The sequence below is a fragment of the Ignatzschineria sp. LJL83 genome, assembly GCF_054871845.1.
Genome location: NZ_JBTXLY010000001.1, coordinates 100,877 through 118,549 on the forward strand (window position 1 = coordinate 100,877; position 17,673 = coordinate 118,549).

The following is a 17,673-nucleotide window of genomic DNA, read 5'->3' on the forward strand; positions in this document are numbered from 1 at the left end:
ATAGAGGGTTTTATTAAAATGACGTGGTCTAGGGTAGAGAGATTAATCGAAGAATCGCTCCAGAAAGGATTTCCAGGTGGGCAACTTTTGATCGAAAAAGAGGACGAGATTATTTTGAACCGAGCATTTGGTGCTATCTCTTTGCCGGAATGTGAGCTTTCGTCTAAAAACAGTGCGGAAAACTCAATGATCTTCACAAGATCAGAATCAGTAACGACCAATACGCTCTTTGATATTGCGTCTTTGACCAAGATTTTTGCGGTGACATATCTTTTTCAAATCTATTTTGAAGAGAATTCACAAATTCTAGAGCAAACGATTGGCGAGATATTTCATGAAGAGATTCAATCAAAAGAGATCGTGATTTCAGAAGCCGTTGCCGGCATTTCTATTAAAGCGTTGTTATCGCATCACGCCGGTTTTGAACCCAATCCACTTTTTTATGATCCAAGTTATTCCAAAGCGCTCTATTGTCAGGTAAGAGAATCCTTTACGGCATTTTTACTGAAAGCGCCATTAATTCATCCGCCGGAAACAGTTGGACTCTATTCCGATGTGGATTTTATGCTTTTGACGTTTATTTTAGAAAAGATTGCCGGAAAATCTATTGAAGCGCAGTTGGAAGCGGTTTTTTGGAATCCTTTAAAGCTCGATCGAATCTGTTATCAGCCGTTAGAGAAAGGATTTGATATCACGGAGATTTCGGCAACAGAGCGCAACGGCAATACGCGAGATGGTTTGTATGATTATCCGAATATTCGCACCGAAATGATTCACGGCGAAGTGCAAGATGAAAAAGCGTTTTATTGCATGGAAGGAATCTCTGGTCATGCCGGCATTTTTAGTAATGCCGAGAGTTTGTTAACGCTGTTTCGCTTGATGTATCAAGGCAATTCCTTTTTTAATGAAAAGACAAAGCAGACTTTTTTATCGCCCCATTATGCTGACCGCACTTTTGGTTTAGGCTGGCGTTTAAATGGGGAAGATATGCGTTATATGTTCGGCGATGTGGCAAGTATGCAGGCTTATGGGCATACAGGCTGGACAGGATGTTTGCTGATTCATGATCCAAAATACGCTCTGACCATTATCTATTTAACGAATCGTAAAAATACGCCGGTCGTGAATCCTACCGAGAATCCCCATCTTTTTGCCGGCGATCAATTGCCAGCGGGGAAATATCTCCCTATCATTCAGGCTATCTACCAAGATTTAGGAATTTCTCAATAATGTTCAAATCCCAACCCCGTTTATTACCGCTTTTGTGTGCGCTATTCTTAGGGGCTTTAATGCCACTTAGCTTTGCACCTTTTAATCTCGCATTTTTTGCGCCGATTGCACTCACGGCATTACTGTTTTTAATAGAAGGAAAAACGCCAAAATTTGCCGGCATTTTGGGATTAGCATTTGGATTTGGAATGTTTGCTTGGGGAATTTGGTGGATTCGAATTAGTTTGATCGAATTTGGCGGTGCGCCGATGATTTTTGGGGTTCTCATTACTTTTGTTTTGGCGCTTTATCTATCCCTCTATTTTGCGATTTTAGCGTATGTGACGACTAAATCTTCGTGGGCTTTACCCCTTAAGATCGGCGTTCTATTTCCTTTAATGGGTGTATTACTTGAATACGTTCGCGGACATTTTTTGACCGGTTTTCCGTGGTTATCATTAGGATATACGTTTACTGATTTGCCCATTTCATCTTGGATATTCCCTCAAATGGGTGCATTAATGGCAAGCTTTTGGGTCTATTGGTTCGCAGGAATACTGTTTTTAATCGTGAGAACGCTTTTCATCGCTTCTGCGCGAACGTTAAAAGGATTATGGTCGGCATTCATGCCGGCAATGTTGCTTTTTTTCGGAATGGGAAGCATGGTTCTCATTTCTGCTTTATGGATTTCAGATAAAGTTCAAAAAATTGATGAGCCTTTATCGGTTGCGTTATTACAAGGAAATATTGCGCAAGAACTAAAGTTCTCTGAAGAGCAATATTACGGCATTTTAACCACTTACTTAACGTTAACGGAAGAGGTTGCCGGTCGTGCGGATTTAATCATTTGGCCAGAAACGGCAATCCCTTCTTTTTATGAGTTTGAAGAGGGCTTAGGAAATCATCTGCGAGAGCTTTCCAAAGGGCAACAAACGCAAGTGATGACCGGCATTTTCTCCGGCAATGGAAAAGTTGTGAGAAATTCTATTGTGACCTATAGCGATGATTTACGCATCAATGATCAGCGCTATGATAAAGCCCATTTAGTGCCATTTGGTGAATATATTCCATTTCGAGAGTTTCTGACGATTTTTGACAGCATGATTGAGATTCCCTTTTCAGATTTATCCAAAGGGAATCTTGCACAAGAGGCTTTTATCATTCAGAAAGAGAATGGGATGTCGTTGAAAGCTTCGGCATCGATCTGTTATGAAGCCGTATTTGGCGATGAACTTCGGGAACAAGGCGGAATATCAGATTTTCTTGTCAATGTGAGTAATGATGCATGGTTTGGGGATTCTATTGGTCCTTGGCAACATTTTCAAATAGCAAGAGCGAGATCTATTGAGCTTCAAAAAGAGATGTTAAGAGCCACCAATAACGGCATTACAGCATTAGTTGGTAAAGATGGGGCTGTAAAATCGTTGTTGCCACAATTTGAAGAGGGCGTTTTAGAAGTGAATGTCACCTCTTATACCGGCGTCACGGGATATGCAAAACTCGGCGATCTCTTTTGGGTGTTGATCGCTTTTGTCGGCATTGTTTTTGGATTTATCGGGAATCGTATCGGAAATCGTCTTCGCAAACGCCGTGCTTCATAAGATGTCATCAAGATTAGGAAGGATCATGATGAATTATGACAGAAAGTTTCCTTGAGTGATTCTAGAGCTGTTTTCAGAAAAAAGAAAAGCCACTAAATGCCGGAGCTGTTTAGTGGCTTTTGCCGTAAGATTTCTACTGATTCTTACTGATTTTCGGCTTCTATTTTGCCGTAAAAATTCTTAATCAGATTTCACAAATGATCTTGTTGTGATTTTACTGTGCTTCTTTCTTAGATTCTCTAAATGGCAATGGGCTGTATCTTGAATAGAGCATGCAACTTACGAATAAAATTGAGGTTAAGAGAAAGTAAACACTACCAATGCCGGGGTATCCTGACACCCAAATGTCGGTTGCGGCGATAAAGTAGAAGAGTGACAGGAAACTTGTCCAAGCATGCGTAAATCTTTGGGCGCGAAGCAATCCTCTTGCCGGAAAAATCAGAGGCATTAATAAGCCGATGACAAGAAACATTCTCGGTTGTTCTGGGTAGATTGTATTCGATACAATGCAGAAGATTGTGAAGAAGAACAGCGCAAAGTAGGCTAAGAGCGCACTAATTCTTGAAATAGAAACAATCGGTCGCATATTAGAGTAGGATCCTATAAAAATGGGTTATGAAACGTAGTATGTTATCACGAAAGTGAGGAGTTGGAAGTATGCCGGAATTACCAGAAGTTGAAACCGTTAAAGCGGGGATTTCGCCTCATATTGTCGGGAAGAAAGTTCGGGGAGTGGAGATTCATCATCCCACTTTACGTTACCCCATTCCTATTGAGATCGAAAAAATCTACGGCGAAGCCATTGAGAAAGTCGAACGCCGTGCGAAATATCTGATTATCTACACTTCTCATTATAAAGTCCTCATTCATCTTGGAATGTCCGGCGCTATTCGGGTGTTAGATGACGAGATTGATCTCAAAAAGCATGATCATTTTGTGCTCCAAATGGAAGGCGATAAAAAGCTTGTATACAACGATCCTCGGCGTTTTGGCTTTATTCTGCTTTATGGCAAAGATGAAGTGATTCCTTTCTTAGAAAAACTTGCGCCGGAACCGCTGAGTGATGAATTTACAGCGGAATATCTCTTTCCAAAGCTTAAAACGAGAACTCGACCCATTAAATCGCTCTTAATGGATCAGGAGTTTGTGGTGGGCGCTGGCAATATTTATGCCAATGAATCACTTTTTATGGCAGGAATTCATCCTGAAAGACCTGCGAATAATCTCACGATGGATGACGTTGAAAAACTCGTGTTTGAAGTGAAGAAAGTGCTTGCAAGAGCCATTGAGCAGGGCGGCACAACTTTGAAGGATTTCACAACACCGGATGGAAGTCCGGGGTATTTTGCACAAGAATTGTTAGTTTATGGGCAAAAAGGACAACCTTGTGTGATTTGTGACACATTGATCGAAAGGATTGTTTTAGGGAATCGAGCGACTTATTTTTGCACAAAATGTCAGAATTAGATCAAGAATTGAGGGGTTTTCCCGAGAGCTTTTGAAAAAGGGCTGTTACTTTTTTTTGAAAGGTGTTAGTGTGAATTTGTACTAAAAAACTGATGTGTAAATTCTGAAAAGAGTTTGAATCTGTTGTGAATAATAGGATTTGGCTCTCAGGTTTTAACATTTTTTTACAATTGTCATAAGATGGATTTTTGACATTTTCTAACTAAATAAAAATTGATAAACAATATTCGTAAAGGAGACTTATATGAATCTTAATTTAACAGGTCAAGGTTTAGAATTAACAGATGGATTGCGTAGCAGAGTTGAAGATAAATTTGAACGTTTAGAGCGCTACGGAGATAAAATCACATCTGCTCATGTCATCCTTTCAATTAAAGATAAAAAGCAAATTGCGGAAGTCACAATCTCTATTGCAAAAGCGAAAGATCTTCATGCGGAAGCAGTAACGGAAGATATGTATTTATCGATTGATGAGATTGCAGATAAAATTGAGCGTCAAATCATTAAACAACGCGATAAAACCATCGCATCAGAGCGTAAGCCTGGTCAAGATTACCGCCGTGAAGAAGGTAAAGAAGAATAAGATGACTTTTGATTTTTCTTTCTCAAATCGAATAGGGCTTTAAATAAGGCTTTAATAAGAGATTGAATAATTTTGAGAGAGAAATCCTGATGAAATAGGGCGCTCTGCCGAGAAAAGACGATGAATAATTAGCCTGAAAATCAGCATTTAAAAATAATTATCTTCTATTTTCAATTAATAGGCATTTCCCTAACAATCAAAATCATTAAGATCCCCGTTTTTTAACGGGGATTTTCTTTTTTCAAACGTTAATAAAGCGTATGATAAAGGGCTTGTTACAGATTATTGCAGATTATTGCAGATTAACTATCTTACTTTGATTGTGTAAAAGGATTCATCATGTTCGCAGCGGATTCAAAACATTTAGTCGTTGGCTTTGGAATTACCGGTCTTTCTATTGTGAAAGCGCTTCATAAACTCGGCGTTTCTCATATTGCGGCGATGGATTCGAGAGATAATCCGCCCAATGCCGAGGAGATTGCAGAATTCGCTCATGCGCTTCATACAGGATCCTTTCAAACGCCCTTTTTAGAGGAATGTGATTATCTTTGGGTAAGTCCGGGAATTGCCATTGCAACGCCGGAATTGCAAAAGACTATTGTACGATTGCCAAAAGAGCATGTCGGCGGCGATATTGAGCTTTTTGCACGATTAGTACAAAGCAATATTGTGGCAATTACCGGCACCAATGGAAAAAGTACGGTCACAACGCTTGTGGGAAATATTTTTGAGGAAGCGGGTTTCGATCTTTTTATGGGCGGAAATTTGGGAATGCCGGCGCTTGATCTATGGCTTCAATTTGAAGAGAATCGTACGAAATATTCTAATCCTCTCTTTTTGCTTGAGCTTTCGAGTTTTCAATTAGAAACTACAGAAAGCTTGAAAGCGGATATCGGCGTTTTACTCAATTTATCACCGGATCATTTGGATCGTTACCGAGATTATCAGCATTATGTGGAATCGAAGTTTAAGCTCTTTGCCCAATCAAAAACGATTGTGATTCCGGCAAAAGAAACATTGGTGGATGCAGCACTTTTGGATGCGCGTTTTCAAGGATTTTCAAAAACGGTGAGATTTTCGCTAGAAACAGAAAATCAAAACGATAACAATGACAACAAGGATAGCGAGGATAACAACGATATTTGCGCATATTATTGGGCGAATTTGGCAAGTAAACAGATTGAGAATAATCAGGAAGAATCAGGTTCTGCTTCTATCTCCTATGCCGGCACGAAGTTGGGCGGCACGCATAATATTTTAAATATCGTATCAGCGGTGGCGATTGCCGAGAGCTACGGCGTTCAGAAAGAAGCGATAGAGCAAGGAATCATTAGCTATGAACCTTTAGCGCACCGCTCTGTATTTGTGAGGGAAATTGCCGGCGTGAGTTACTTTAATGATTCAAAAGCCACGAATCTCTCTTCCACAGAAGCGGCCATTTTAGGGTTTCCGGAAAGAAAGTGGCTTATTTTGGGGGGGGTGACAAAAGGACAAGATTTCTCATCACTTGAAACGTTACTTCTGAATAACATTGCCGGTGTTGCGCTTATCGGCGTGGATTACTCTACGATTCAGCCATTCATTCCTTCTCATATCCCTCTATTTGAAAGTGGGACATTAGATATCGCTTTGAAAACATTGAAAGATCAAGCGAGATCGGGCGATATTATTCTCTTTTCTCCGGCATGTGCGAGCTTTGATCAGTTCAAAGGATTTGAACACCGCGGGGATGTATTTGAGAAACTTGTGCGTCAACTGTAATGAAGTTGAGATTGGCTGTTTTAAGTCATAACGATTTACATCGTTGATGTGATACAATTTTCAGCGTATTGACTAAATTTTAGGTGTGTTTTGAAGAGCTCATTGTTAAATCAAAAAATAAGAATAGATCCATGGTTGTTAGTTACCTCATCCCTCTTTTTACTCATTGGGTTATTGATGGTGACAACTTCATCGGGTTATATTGCCGAATATTATGGATTATCGCCTTACCATTATGGAATTAGACAGATTATCTATATTGTGGCAGGCTCGGTATTAGGATTTGTAGCTTATCGAATTGATCTTGAAAGTTGGTACAAAATAACGCCCCTAGTTGGCATTGTGACTTTTGTGAGTTTAATATTGGTATTGATTCCCGGCATTGGACGAGAAGTGAATGGTGCGCTTCGTTGGATACCGATCCTCTTCTTTAACTTCCAGCCTGCAGAATTAGCAAAGTTTGCAGCGCTGATCTATATCGCTTCTTATCTTAATCGTCGAAAAGACACGATAGATAAGAGTATGACAGCACTAGTCGTTCCACTTGGAATGATGGGAGTTTTTGGAGTTCTACTTTTGTTAGAACCTGACTTTGGTTCTACGGCAATTATTTTCGTCATTGGTTTAGGGTTAGTCTTTATTGCCGGCGTGAGCTTGTGGCGTTTTGCGATTGTGTTAGTGCCAGTTTTAGTGGCAATGGTTTTAGTGTTATATACATCTCCTTATCGAAGAGCTCGTTTATCAGGATTTATGGATCCGTGGGAAGATGCTTATAATCAAGGTTATCAGCTTGTTAACTCTCTGATTGCTATAGGTCGAGGTAAGCTTTCGGGGGTTGGCATTGGCGAAAGTATGTCTAAACTTGGGTATTTGCCGGAAGCTCATACAGACTTTATTTTTGCGATTTATGCCGAGGAATTTGGATTCTTTGGTGTTTTATTTCTGATTTTTATCTATATGGCATTCGTCTATAAAACCTTTAATTTAGGGGCGAGAGCTGAAAAACTACAGAAATATTTTGCAGCTTATGTGGCTTATGGAATGGGGCTTTGGTTTGGGACGCAAGCGTTGATTCATATCGGCGTTGCATCGGGAATATTGCCGACCAAAGGATTAACATTGCCACTGATGAGCTACGGGGGTTCTAGTATGATTGTCATGATGATCGGACTTGGACTGCTGTTTAGGGTGGATAATTTTGTACAAAGTACCGCAAGACAGGAATATCTCGATAAACAAGAGAAAGAGATGCAACAAGACATTGCGAGATCTGCAATGAAAGGAACTGCGTAAATGGAGCAAAAAAATATTGTCATTATGGCGGGAGGTACCGGTGGACATATCTTTCCGGGGCTTGCAGTGGCAGAAGCTTTAAAAGAGAAGGGCTATTCTATCTATTGGCTTGGAGCAAATGGTTTAGAGTTGAAGCTTGTACCACAATATGGATTTCCTTTGCACTCTCTTTCTATTGCAGGTTTACGCGGAAACGGTGCCAAAGGTTGGTTGCAGCTTCCTTTTAAATTGAGTGGTGCTGTGAAAGATGCTCGCAATTTTTTGAAAAAAGTGAAGCCACTTTGTGTCATTGGTTTTGGGGGATTTGCGGCGGCGCCCGGCGGAATTGCTGCTAAAACATTAGGGATTCCCATCATCGTGCATGAGCAAAATGCCGTTCCGGGGCTTGTGAATAAGGTATTATCCCGTCTAAGTAAGAAAAATCTTGCGGCATTTAATGAGATGTTACCGAATGCAACGGTTGTTGGAAATCCTATTCGCGAAGGTTTATTGCAGATAAAGCCTTTTAGAGAGCGATATGCCGAAAGAGGTAATTCTCCCATTAGAATTTTAGTGGTTGGAGGATCTCAGGGTGCGCGAATTTTAAATCATCTAATGCAAGATTTTGCACAAACAGAAGATGCCGGCAATTTTGAAATTTGGCATCAAACAGGACAAGCATTTTATGATACACATAAAGATGCGCCCTATTTTACAACAGATCACTATCACTTAGCGCCCTTCATAGAAGATATGATGACGGCGTATGAGTGGGCTGATTTAGTGATTTGTCGAGCCGGAGCATTGACGGTTTCAGAAGTGTTAGCCGTCAATGTTGCGAGCTGTTTTATCCCATTTGCAAAAGCAGTAGATGATCATCAAACAAAAAATGCGAAAGCATTACACGACATAGGAGCGGCTTTTCTATATAGCGAAGAGGAGATATCTCTTCCGATATTGGAGGAGTTGCTGCGTAATTTTACGCGACAGGATGCCATTGAAATGGCATCAAAAACAGAAATTTTAGCGAAGCCAGAAGCAACTAAGTTGATTGTTTCAGAGGTGGAAAAGGTCATACAATCATGAATCATAAAAGTTATATTTGCCCATCAGACATGCGCCGTATTGAGAGAATTCACTTTGTGGGAATCGGCGGGTCAGGAATGTGTGGCATTGCAGAAGTATTGCTGAATTTAGGATATGAAGTCACAGGTTCGGATATCTCAGAATCTCCAGTTGTTGAGCACTTAATTGATCTTGGTGCTTTAGTCTGGATTGGACATCAAAAATCCCATGTTTTGGGTGCGGATGTGGTTGTTACCTCAACGGCAGTGAAAGAAGATAATCCTGAAGTTGTCGGCGCAAAAGAGGCGCGTATTCCGATTATTCAACGCGCGCAAATGCTAGGGGAATTAATGCGTTTCCGTTACGGCATTGCCGTTGCCGGAACTCATGGGAAAACAACAACAACAAGTTTACTTGCTTCTATTTTGGATGAAGCAGGACTTGATCCAACATATGTAATTGGTGGTCGTTTAAATAGCTCGAATGCCAATGCGAAATTAGGACTTGGTCAATATTTAGTAGCAGAAGCGGATGAATCAGATGCGTCATTTTTGAATCTTCATCCGATGTCGGCAATTATTACTAATATCGATCAAGATCATATGAGCACTTATGGTGGCGATATTGAAAATCTTCGTCAAACATTTGTGGATTTCTTACATCTGTTGCCATTCTATGGCTTTGCGGTTCTCTGTATTGATAATGAAGAAGTCGCTAATTTAATCCCGAGAATCCATCGTCCGATCATTACTTACGGCGAGCATCCTGATGCGGATTATCAACTCTTGAATTATGAATCTCGCGGAATGGAAACCTACTTTGAAGTAAAAACACCACACGGCGTAAGTGAGTTTATGGTGGCGCTTCCGGGAAAATATAGTGTATTAAATAGCTTGGCTGCAATTGCAATTGCAAGTGATTTAGGGGTTCCTAATCCAGCAATTAGAAGAGCATTAAGACGATTTAAAGGCGTTGGTCGCAGATTCCAAATTCATCCATCGGTATCTCTGAAAGCAGGTGGAAGTGTAATGGTGATGGAAGATTACGGGCATCATCCGACAGAAATTCAAGCGGTACATGAAGCGTTAACAGCAGCCTATCCAGATAAGCGTATCGTTGTTACATTCCAGCCTCATCGAAATTCCCGAACGGCGGAGTTATATACTGAGTTTGTAAATGTATTGTCAGAAATTGATACGGTATTAATTACAGATATTTATTCTGTTAGAGAGCCTGCAATTGAAGGCATTAGTGGAGAACAGCTGACTTCAGATGTTGTTGCCAAGGGCGGTAAAACAGCATTGTTTGTAGGAAGTATTGATCAGATTCGTGAGTGTTATGCCACAATTGCTAAGGATGGCGATCTCATTGTTATGATGGGAGCGGGAAATATTGGTGGCATTGCTGCTAATTTCTATAAAGGAGAAGACTTGTAATGACAACGACAACATTTAAATACCAAGATCCTAAAGTGTTTGGGAAAGTGGCAGTTGTTTATGGTGGAAACTCTATGGAGCGAGAGGTTTCTCTCTGGTCGGGAGCTGCAGTTTTAGAAGGTCTTCAAGCGAAAGGCATTGATGCTCATGGCATTGATGCAAAAGATGAAGGGCTTTTAGTTAAACTTCAAAATGAAAATTTTGACCGAGTATTTATCGTACTTCACGGTCGCGGAGGGGAAGATGGCGTATTGCAGGGAGCATTAGAGCATCTTAATATTCCTTATACGGGGAGTGGTGTACTGGCAACTAGTTTGGCAATGGATAAAATTAAGACGAAGCAATTATGGAAGGCCGTGAATCTTCCAGTACTTGAATCTTATATTATTGAAGACGAGGAAGCTGCTCTAACATTACAGAATCAATTAACATACCCTGTTGCGGTAAAACCTGCAGAAGAAGGTTCGAGCATCGGTGTTAGTCGTGTGGATCATGCGGAAGATTTGGTAAAAGCATGGAAAGCGGCCGGTGGTTATAATTCTCCGGTATTTGCTGAAAATTGGATTATCGGTAATGGGGAATATACGTGCGCTATTTTAAATGGCAAAGCGCTTCCTATTATTCGTATGGAAACAGATTTGGCATTTTATGATTACGAAGCTAAATATCTACGCGACGACACAAGATATCATTGTCCATCAGGATTAGCAGAAGCGGATGAAATGCGTTTTCGAGAACTCTGTGAAAAGGCTTTTGCATCTATCGGCTCTAAAGGGTGGGGACGAGTGGATTTTGTGGTAGATAAAGATAATCAGCCATGGCTTTTAGAGATTAATATGGTGCCGGGAATGACGAATCATTCGCTTGTTCCCATGGCAGCAAAAACAGCGGGAATCTCTTTTGAAGAGCTCTGTTGGTTGATTCTAGAAGACTCAATGCCGACGGTGTAGTTTTATTTTTGCGCAATAAGAGATAGGTCAAGGTTTAACTTGAAGAGATCGTATAAAACATCACATACTCATCAAAGAAAGATGCGTAGAAAAAGACGGCATCAGTTTGGTGTTGTCCAAAAAAAGTCTTTTAATTGGAAACGATTTGGGTATTTGCTTTATCGATTCATAAGATTTTTACTGCTTTTGACTCTATTGGTCGGCATTGTTGTCGGACCTTATTATGGTTGGCAATATTTAAAAAACAATAATACATTTTTTAAAATAGAGACTGTTTCGGTATATGGAGAAATAGAGTATTTGCCACCAGAGAAGGTAAATGACCTCGTTAAAAGTGCAATGAATCAAAATCTAATTGGGCTTGATATGCAGCAATATCAGGATGATATATTGCAAGAGTCTTGGGTAAAATCTGTTTCACTGAAGAGGCAATGGCTTCATGAGTTAGAGGTGCATTTGGTGGAGGAATCGCCAATTGCGATCTGGAATGATCAATATATGGTAGATGCGAATGGCGGTGTTTTTGAGCCTTCATTTATCCCTGAAAAGGATTGGGTTTATTTATCGGGACAAGATTCTAAAATTAATGAGATTCTTTTGGTGTTTGAAGAAACAAAAAAACAGTTAGCAAAATCGGGGTTTATCTTAAAAAAGATCGGGTTGGATGAAAATGGATCATGGACTATACTACTTAGTAATGATTTATTGCTCATTATGGGATCGGAAGATTATTCTCAGCGACTGTCACGTTTTTTACGGCAATTTCCAGATCGAGATGTATTAGAATTAATACAGCATATTGATTTTAGGTATAAAAATGGATTCTCCGTGAAGTGGCGAGAGGATCAGGTCAAAGATGAGATTGAGATGAGCAGGCAGGGTAAAAGATAGATGGCGGAGACTTCAGTGGAATCAACAGGCGTTTGCATCGATATTGGAACTCACAAAGTTGTCGGAATGATAGCGGATGTGCGAGGTGATGGATCAATAGAGGTTAGAAAGATGATCTCAAAACCATCACGTGGTATAAAAAGAGGCGTTATTACAAATATTGCCCCTATTTCAAACATTATTAGCGACATGATTCATGAGTTTGAAAAAGAGTGTGAGGTGGTTGTGCAATCTGTATCAACTTCAATCACAGGATCTCACATTCGAGGGCGTAGTAATAATGGGGTTGTGACAATATCTGGAGAGCGATTTTCAGAAAAAGATCATGAGCGCATTTTTGTAGAGGCCGGGAAAATTAAACTGGATGTAGGCGAAAGTGTACTTCACGTATTGCCACAAAAATATATTATTGATGGTGGACAGCCGGTTGAAAATGCAATTGGTCTATCAGGCGTGAAGTTTTCACTAATCGCCCATCTTGTTACCGCGGCAACGAATGAAATTACCAATATTACTAACTGCATCGCTGAAAGCGGTGTGGAAATAGATAATATTATCTATGAAGGAATATCTTCAGCTATTAGCGTTTTGAGTGATGATGAAATCGATAGAGGCGTGACACTGATTGATATTGGTGCAGGTGTTACAGATGTTGTCGTATATAAAGCAGGAGTAGTTGTTTATCACGCCTCTATTCCGTTGGGTGGCGATGATATCACATCAGATATTGCAAAAATCAAGCGGTTTTCAACGCAAGTGGCTGAAAGTATTAAGATTGAGTATGGCGGATGTGTCGGGTTTTTGAGTTATGATGATGTTTTTACTTTACCTGTCATCACGAACCAAAGTGAAAATCGCACAATGTCCAAAAGAGAGCTCTCTTCAATTATTGAAGCTAGATATCGAGAGATTTTAGAATTTGTAAAATCAAAAATTGAGGAAGCGGATGTATATCAGGTGCATGATGCGGGAATTGTATTAACAGGCGGTGGAAGTCTATTGCCGGGATGTGTCGAGTTGACTCAAGAGATTATGGAGAAACCTTGTAGAATTGGGCTACCCATGAATGTTGTTTGTAAGGATGGTGCAAGATTGACTCCGGAGCATGCAACAGTTGTTGGATTGCTCGCATCGCATAAACATGAGCATATTTGGCAAAAAGAATTGCAAAAAACAATGCCAAACGGGAATTTTTTTAGTAACATATGTAGGAAAATCACTGGAATGTGCCAACGCTATTTCTAGTATGACAAAGAATACGAATAAATTGAGGATTAAGAATGTCCATATTTGAACTGCAGCAAGATCTTAACGAAGATGGGCCGATCATTAAAGTCATCGGTGTAGGTGGAGCTGGTGGTAATGCTATCTCGCACATGGTTAACTCGGGGTTGACGGGAGTCACTTTTATTGCGGCAAATACGGATTCACAAGATCTTCGTGAAGCTAAGGCGGATATCCGCATTCAATTGGGTGAAGAACTCACGCGAGGGCTGGGTGCTGGGGCAAATCCTGAAATTGGAAGGCAAGCCGCAGAAGAAACGAAGGATCATATTAGAGCTGAGCTTAATGGTGCTGATATGGTCTTCATTGCTGCAGGAATGGGCGGTGGAACAGGTACTGGTGCAGCTCCTGTTGTTGCGGAAATTGCGAAAGAACTTGGTATTTTGACAGTAGCGGTGGTTTCAAGACCCTTTTCTATGGAAGGGCGTAAACGAGATCAAGCGGCGAGCCAAGGATTAAAGCAATTAGCACAACAGGTAGATTCACTCATCACAATTCCTAACGATCGTTTAATGAGTGTTTTAGGAAAAGGTGTAAGCTTGTATGATGCGTTTAATGCCGCTAATAATGTGCTTTTTAATGCAGTTCAGGGAATCACTGATAGTATTATCAAGCCAGGAATGATTAATCTTGACTTCAATGATGTTAAAACAGTTATGAAGCAACAAGGTTTAGCGATGATGGGTGTTGGTCTGTCATCCGGTGATAATGCTGCTCGTGAAGCGATTCAACAGGCGATCTCTTCTCCTCTCTTAGAAGAAGTTAGTTTGGCGGGAGCAAAGGGTTTGTTAGTCAATATTTCTGGCGGTTTTGGATTAAGTATTGGCGATCTGCATGATATCGGTGAGATTATCGGTGAGTACGCAAATGAAGAAACAACTGTAGTGCTCGGCGCTGTTATGGATGAGAATATGGGGAATGAGATTCGTGTAACGTTAGTTGCAACGGGTCTTGGTGAATACCAATCTCCGGTTGATCGAGGAAGTATTGCGGATCAATTGTTGGGTAGAGTTGCAAAGCCTGTGCAACAACAGGTTTCAGAGCCTGTTCAGCGTGAAGCGACGAAGTCATCGACTCAATCATCAGGATATTTAGATATTCCTGCGTTTTTAAGAAAAAACTCTTAATTTCTTCATATTAATTTAATATAAGGATGTTTTAATCAGCGTTATGATAAAACAAAGAACAATAAAAAATATCGTTCAAACCACAGGGGTGGGTTTGCACTCTGGTAAAAAGGTTTATTTAACCTTGAGACCGGCAGGAGTCGATGAAGGGATTGTTTTTCGTCGAACGGATGTTCCTTCTCCAAATATTAAAATACAAGCAGATTCGGTTGTAAGTACGCAATTAGCAACAATGATTGCTTCTCCGGAAGCACCTGAAGTAACAATCTCAACAATCGAGCATTTAATGTCTGCATTGTGTGGTTTAGGGATTGATAATATTATTGTGGAAGTAAGTGCTCCAGAGATTCCAATTATGGATGGGAGTTCTGCTCCTTTTGTCTATTTAATACAATCGGCAGGAGTGCAAGAGCAGGATGCTGCAAAGAAATTTATTAAGATTAAAAAGCCAGTTGTTTATAAAAACGAAGATAAGGTTGCAAAGTTATTGCCTTATAACGGCTTTAGATTAGACTTTACTATTCAGTTTAACCACGCTGTATTGGATAAAACGAATCCTCAACATCGTTGTGAATTTTCTAGTCAATATTATATTGAGGAAATTTCAAGAGCAAGAACTTTTGGATTTATGAAAGATCTAGAGATGATGAGAGAGTTAAATCTTGCGCTAGGCGGTAGTATGGATAATGCTATTGTTGTAGATGACTTTAGGGTTCTGAATAGTGATGGACTTCGATATGAAGATGAATTTGTACGTCATAAGGTCTTAGATGCAGTAGGAGATCTTTATGTCTTAGGTCACCCAATTATAGGGGAATTTGTAGGATATAAAGCAGGCCATATGATGAATAATATGTTGATCAGAGAGTTGGTTAAAGATCCGAGTTCTTATGAATTAGTGACGTATGATGAAGTAGAGACATCACCGATAACATTTACGGTGCCTGCTTGGAATTAAATTTACTTTAAGACTTTTAATTTACTAAAGATTAGAGTATAGTTTGTGGTTTACGATTTTATATTGAATAACGTGTCTCTATGTAATATAAAAAAGTTTTGGATTATAGTTGAATATAGGATATAAATTTTTATGGTTACAATTCGTTTAGCTCGTGGAGGCTCTAAAAAGCGTCCTTTTTACCAAATCGTTGTTGCGGATCAAAGAAACTCTGTAACGGGTAAATACATTGAGCGTTTAGGTTATTTCAACCCAATTGCTAAGGGTGGAGAGAAGCGTTTAGAGCTTGATACAGATCGTATCAACTACTGGGTAGGCGTTGGAGCTCAGCCTTCAGAGCGCGTTGCATCTTTAATTAGAGAAGCAAACAGAGCTTTAGCGAAAGTAGAAGCTTAATTTACGAGTAGTTCAATAAAAGCCACCTTACAAAAGTAAGGTGGCTTTTTTATTAAAAGGAATAGAAGATCAATGAGTGAAGAAAAAATCATTATTGGTAAAGTGAATGGATTTCACGGGGTAAAGGGTTTTATTAAAGTTTTTTCTGAAACAAGACCTAGAGAAGGAATTCTACAATATCCCCGATTTTTTATTAAATCTGGTGGAGATTGGAAGGTTCTTGATGTGGAAGTTGGTCAGAAGCACAGTAAGCATGTACTTTTGAAATTTGTAGGATATGACTCAAGAGATGCCGTTGAGCCTCTTTTGGGGGTAGAGCTTTATATTCAGCGAGAAGATATGCCGGAGCCTAAAGAGGATGAGGTTTATTGGGTCGATCTTTATGGGTTAAAAGTGATTAACCAAGATGGGGTTGAGCTGGGTATCATTGATGATATTTTTGAAACAGGTGCGAATGATGTGATGGCTGTCAAAAATGGAAAAGAAGAGATTTTAATCCCCTACTCTTTAGAGTACATCATCATGGAGATCAATTTAGAAGAAGGTTATATACAAGTTGATTGGGATGAAGAGTAAAATTGTTATAGATGTTATCGCTCTAATACCGGAGATTATAGAGCCTATCATCAAGGATGGAGTTGTTTCTAGAGCACATAATAAGGATCTTTTTGAGCTGCGGTTTTGGAATCCTAGGGATTACTCTGTAGATCGACATCATACAGTGGATGCTCGCCCCTTTGGTGGTGGGCCTGGAATGGTGATGATGTATGAGCCGTTGAAAAAAGCCTTTGATGCTATTGAAAATTTCCGAGAAAGTAGAGGTTTTAGAATCTATGTTTCGCCTCAAGGAGAAGTTTTAAAACAGGAAAGGGTGAGGAAATTATCGGAGTTGGAACATATCGTCATTCTTTGTGGTCGCTATGAAGGAGTGGATCAGCGTATTATTGATCATGAGATAGACTTAGAGTTATCGATTGGGGATTACGTGCTATCAGGAGGAGAGCTTGCGGCGGCAGTCATTGTTGATTCAGTTGTTCGAGTACTTCCTGATGCCATTTCGAATGAAGAATCTCATTTGAATGATTCTTTTAGTGTTGGAGATCTATTAGATCATCCTCACTATACAAGACCAAGGGAGATTGATGGTTATGTTGTACCTGAGGTTCTATTCTCGGGGGACCACAAAAAGATCCAGGTATGGAGAGAGAATAAGGCGAAAGAGGCTACGCTCTTGCGTAGTAAAAAGGAAGGTAAGATATAGGTTTTGATTGAAGGTAATTTATTAAATACATATAATTTTATTAAGTTTTATATTATAAATAACATATCTCATTAACCTAACTCAATTTCTTTTAATTTATTTAAAGTATAATTTATATTTAATAATTGACTGATTTGTATGTTGATATTATGATTACAAATCAGTTTTATTGATGTTCGGATGCTTTTTATGAAAGAATAAGGGGAGTAGACTTGTTAATATTAACTAGAAAGCCTGGTGAAAGGCTAATTATAAATGATGATATCACGATTACGATATTGGAATTTAAAGGAAATCAGGTGCGAGTAGGCATAGATGCTCCTAGTGATGTCACAATTTTTCGCGAAGAAGTGTATAAGACCATTGTGAAAAAAGAAGATGAAGAAGAAAAGTGATTTAAGTGATTTAGATA

The 17,673-nt window shown here is 39.7% G+C and carries 18 protein-coding genes; 17 read left to right on the forward strand and 1 reads right to left on the reverse strand.

The window, feature by feature from the left end:
* Positions 1–18: 18 nt before the first annotated feature.
* Both ACYSN2_RS00440 and lnt read left to right on the forward strand, forming a co-directional pair.
* On the forward strand, positions 19–1,230 hold the full coding sequence (locus tag ACYSN2_RS00440; RefSeq protein ID WP_461748281.1) for a serine hydrolase: 1,212 nt from the start codon (positions 19–21) through the stop codon (positions 1,228–1,230).
* Complete coding sequence (gene lnt, locus ACYSN2_RS00445; protein WP_461748282.1) at positions 1,230–2,810, forward strand: apolipoprotein N-acyltransferase; 1,581 nt, start codon at positions 1,230–1,232, stop codon at positions 2,808–2,810. Before ACYSN2_RS00440 ends, lnt begins: the two co-directional genes overlap by 1 nt.
* Before the next feature lie 214 nt (positions 2,811–3,024).
* On the opposite strand, the gene ACYSN2_RS00450 is transcribed toward lnt, so the two are convergent.
* Positions 3,025–3,396 carry a DUF2069 domain-containing protein gene (locus tag ACYSN2_RS00450; protein ID WP_461748283.1) on the reverse strand — a complete coding sequence of 124 codons (372 nt, stop codon included), beginning with the start codon at positions 3,394–3,396 and terminating at the stop codon, positions 3,025–3,027.
* 71 nt (positions 3,397–3,467) lie between these two features.
* Between ACYSN2_RS00450 and mutM the strand changes: the two genes are divergently transcribed.
* The 15 genes from mutM (at position 3,468) to csrA (ending at position 17,656) form a co-directional block, all read left to right on the forward strand.
* A complete protein-coding gene (gene mutM, locus ACYSN2_RS00455) occupies positions 3,468–4,277 on the forward strand; it encodes a bifunctional DNA-formamidopyrimidine glycosylase/DNA-(apurinic or apyrimidinic site) lyase (RefSeq protein ID WP_461748284.1) in 810 nt (269 codons plus the stop codon).
* 244 nt (positions 4,278–4,521) lie between these two features.
* Complete coding sequence (gene hpf, locus ACYSN2_RS00460) at positions 4,522–4,860, forward strand: ribosome hibernation-promoting factor, HPF/YfiA family (RefSeq protein ID WP_461748285.1); 339 nt, start codon at positions 4,522–4,524, stop codon at positions 4,858–4,860.
* A gap of 339 nt (positions 4,861–5,199) precedes the next feature.
* Complete coding sequence (murD, locus tag ACYSN2_RS00465) at positions 5,200–6,621, forward strand: UDP-N-acetylmuramoyl-L-alanine--D-glutamate ligase (protein ID WP_461748286.1); 1,422 nt, start codon at positions 5,200–5,202, stop codon at positions 6,619–6,621.
* 102 nt (positions 6,622–6,723) lie between these two features.
* Positions 6,724–7,914 (forward strand): putative lipid II flippase FtsW, encoded by a 1,191-nt coding sequence (gene ftsW / locus ACYSN2_RS00470; RefSeq protein ID WP_461748287.1) that lies wholly within the window; start codon positions 6,724–6,726, stop codon positions 7,912–7,914.
* Positions 7,915–8,979 carry an undecaprenyldiphospho-muramoylpentapeptide beta-N-acetylglucosaminyltransferase gene (gene murG, locus ACYSN2_RS00475; protein WP_461748288.1) on the forward strand — a complete coding sequence of 355 codons (1,065 nt, stop codon included), beginning with the start codon at positions 7,915–7,917 and terminating at the stop codon, positions 8,977–8,979.
* Positions 8,976–10,394, forward strand: a complete 1,419-nt coding sequence (gene murC, locus ACYSN2_RS00480; protein ID WP_461748289.1) for a UDP-N-acetylmuramate--L-alanine ligase — start codon at positions 8,976–8,978, stop codon at positions 10,392–10,394. The genes murG and murC overlap by 4 nt, the downstream gene beginning before the upstream one ends.
* The gene (locus tag ACYSN2_RS00485; RefSeq protein ID WP_461748290.1) at positions 10,394–11,344 is read left to right on the forward strand and encodes a D-alanine--D-alanine ligase; all 951 of its coding nucleotides are present in this window, start codon (positions 10,394–10,396) and stop codon (positions 11,342–11,344) included. The genes murC and ACYSN2_RS00485 overlap by 1 nt, the downstream gene beginning before the upstream one ends.
* An 81-nt stretch (positions 11,345–11,425) precedes the next feature.
* Positions 11,426–12,235 carry a cell division protein FtsQ/DivIB gene (locus ACYSN2_RS00490; RefSeq protein WP_461748291.1) on the forward strand — a complete coding sequence of 270 codons (810 nt, stop codon included), beginning with the start codon at positions 11,426–11,428 and terminating at the stop codon, positions 12,233–12,235.
* The gene (ftsA, locus tag ACYSN2_RS00495) at positions 12,236–13,480 is read left to right on the forward strand and encodes a cell division protein FtsA (protein ID WP_461748292.1); all 1,245 of its coding nucleotides are present in this window, start codon (positions 12,236–12,238) and stop codon (positions 13,478–13,480) included.
* 41 nt (positions 13,481–13,521) lie between these two features.
* Positions 13,522–14,646 carry a cell division protein FtsZ gene (gene ftsZ / locus ACYSN2_RS00500; protein ID WP_461748548.1) on the forward strand — a complete coding sequence of 375 codons (1,125 nt, stop codon included), beginning with the start codon at positions 13,522–13,524 and terminating at the stop codon, positions 14,644–14,646.
* 43 nt (positions 14,647–14,689) lie between these two features.
* Positions 14,690–15,604, forward strand: coding sequence for a UDP-3-O-acyl-N-acetylglucosamine deacetylase (lpxC, locus tag ACYSN2_RS00505; protein WP_461748293.1), 915 nt, complete (start codon positions 14,690–14,692; stop codon positions 15,602–15,604).
* Positions 15,605–15,736: 132 nt separating this feature from the next.
* The gene (gene rpsP, locus ACYSN2_RS00510) at positions 15,737–16,000 is read left to right on the forward strand and encodes a 30S ribosomal protein S16 (protein ID WP_461748294.1); all 264 of its coding nucleotides are present in this window, start codon (positions 15,737–15,739) and stop codon (positions 15,998–16,000) included.
* A gap of 72 nt (positions 16,001–16,072) precedes the next feature.
* Positions 16,073–16,576 carry a ribosome maturation factor RimM gene (gene rimM / locus ACYSN2_RS00515; RefSeq protein WP_461748295.1) on the forward strand — a complete coding sequence of 168 codons (504 nt, stop codon included), beginning with the start codon at positions 16,073–16,075 and terminating at the stop codon, positions 16,574–16,576.
* Complete coding sequence (trmD, locus tag ACYSN2_RS00520; RefSeq protein ID WP_461748296.1) at positions 16,566–17,261, forward strand: tRNA (guanosine(37)-N1)-methyltransferase TrmD; 696 nt, start codon at positions 16,566–16,568, stop codon at positions 17,259–17,261. Before rimM ends, trmD begins: the two co-directional genes overlap by 11 nt.
* A 212-nt stretch (positions 17,262–17,473) precedes the next feature.
* Entirely contained in the window at positions 17,474–17,656 is a 183-nt protein-coding gene (gene csrA / locus ACYSN2_RS00525; RefSeq protein ID WP_461748297.1) for a carbon storage regulator CsrA, read from the forward strand.
* The last annotated feature ends 17 nt before the right edge of the window (positions 17,657–17,673 follow it).